Consider the following 1,167-nt stretch of genomic DNA (forward strand, 5'->3'; position numbering starts at 1 on the left):
TGTTGATGTCCGCACAGAACTGACCCACTAGAGCTGAAAATTTTCATCGAATTTTGACCCACGTGATTGAATGCCCTGCTCAATCTTTGAGCAGGGGATACAAAGGTGATCACGGTGGGCATATTGGCCAAGATCAGGCGGATGTATTTCCGCGAGAAGGTCCCGCTGCGCGAGATTGCGCGGCGTACGGGCCTGTCCCGAAACACGGTGCGCCGCTGGCTGCGGCAGACTGATGCCGTCGAGCCGAAGTATCCGAAGCGCGTCAGCCCGAGCGTCATCGACGACTGGGCCGCACAGCTGACAGGTTGGCTGCGTGCCGACAGTCATCGCCCGAAGCGTGACCGGCGCACCGCCCGGTTCATGTTCGAGGCGATCCGCGCCGAGGGTTACGCCGGCAGCTACGGCCGCGTGAGCGCGTTCGTGAGGCGTTGGCACGAGGAGCAGGCTGAGGCGCCTCGCAGGAAGGCCTTCGTGCCGCTCGCCTTCGAACCCGGCGAAGCCTTCCAGTTTGACTGGAGCTGCGAATACGCGTTTGTTGGCGGGCTACGGCGACGCCTGGAGGTCGCCCACGTCAAACTTAACTCCAGCCGCGCGTTCTGGCTCGTCGCCTATCCCACCCAGAGTCACGAGATGCTGTTCGACGCACACGCCCGCGCATTCGCCGCGTTCGGCGGCGTGCCCCGGCGCGGCATCTACGACAACATGAAGACCGCCGTGGACAAGGTCGGCCGCGGCAAGGAGCGCGCGGTCAACGCGCGCTTCGAAGCAATGTGCAGTCACTACCTGTTCGAGCCAGAGTTCTGCAACCGTGCCGCCGGCTGGGAGAAAGGCATCGTCGAGAAGAACGTTCAGGACCGGCGACGTCAGATCTGGCACGAAGCAGCGCTACGGCGCTGGGAAACGCTTGAGATCCTAAACGAATGGGTCGCTGATCAGTGTCGTGAGGCCTGGCAGATGCGGCACCCGCAGTGGCCCGAGCTGACAGTCGAGGACGTGCTGCAGGACGAACGCACCAGGCTGATGCCCAATCCACGGCCGTTCGACGGCTACATCGAGCAGACCCTGCGAGTCTCGTCGACCAGCCTGATTCACTTCCAACGCAACCGCTACAGCGTGCCCACCGAGTACACGAACCAGTTGGTGAGCGTGCGCTGCTATCCGGCATAT

General features: G+C 62.8%; 1 protein-coding gene. It reads left to right on the plus strand.

Features of this window, described 5'->3' with window-relative positions; all coding sequences use genetic code 11:
* Positions 1-114: 114 nt before the first annotated feature.
* Positions 115-1,167: IS21 family transposase (gene istA, locus HWX22_RS31235; RefSeq protein ID WP_175916990.1), on the plus strand; the 1,053-nt coding region annotated here is incomplete at its 3' end.

The sequence above is a fragment of the Burkholderia sp. BCC1638 genome (genome assembly GCF_902833195.1).
GTDB classification, from domain to species: Bacteria; Pseudomonadota; Gammaproteobacteria; order Burkholderiales; family Burkholderiaceae; genus Burkholderia; species Burkholderia diffusa.